1 rRNA gene is annotated in these 689 nt (G+C 56.0%); it reads left to right on the top strand.

Annotated elements, in window-relative coordinates:
- Positions 1-689, top strand: a 23S ribosomal RNA gene (locus FOY53_RS22680); the annotation flags it as partial.

Raw genomic sequence — 689 nt, 5'->3', positions numbered from 1 at the left:
AAGTCCCGGTAACACGGGATGGAGGTCCGCACCGATAAGCGTTGAAAAGCTTCCGGATGAGGTGTGTGTAGGAGTGAAAGGCCAATCAAACTCGGAGATAGCTCGTACTCCCCGAAAGGCATTTAGGTGCCGCGTGTGGCGATCTGCATCAGAGGTAGAGCGACCGATAGGTCAAGAGGGCTTCACCGCCTATCGAGACCTGACGAACTCCGAATGCTGGTGCACGGCAGCCATGCAGTAAGGGTGCGGGTGCTAAGGTCCGTGCCCGAGAGGAGAAGAATCCAGACCGCCGTCTAAGGTCCCGGAGTTCTGCCTGAGTTAGTCTAACGAAGTCTGGTCTCGGTGACAGCTAGGATGTTGGCTTGGAAGCAGCCATTCATTCAAAGAGTGCGTAACAGCTCACTAGTCGAGAGACCGGGCGTGGATAATAATCGGGTATAAGGCAGACACCGAAGGCGCGGGATAGCATTTTAGAAAGTATCGGTAGGGGAGCATTCCATGTGCGCCGAAGCTGGGGGGCGACCCCTTGTGGAGCGCATGGAAAAGCAAATGTAGGTATAAGTAACGATAAGGGGCGTGAGATCCGCCCCCGCCGAAAGACTAAGGTTTCCCGGGCGATGTCAATCAGCCCGGGGTGAGTCGGGTCCTAAGGATAAGCCGAACGGCGAGGCCGATGGCTGACACGGTTA

It is taken from the genome of Puniceibacterium confluentis (genome assembly GCF_007923445.1).
GTDB classification, from domain to species: domain Bacteria; phylum Pseudomonadota; class Alphaproteobacteria; order Rhodobacterales; family Rhodobacteraceae; genus Puniceibacterium; species Puniceibacterium confluentis.
This window is presented reverse-complemented; position numbering and strand designations above follow the sequence as displayed.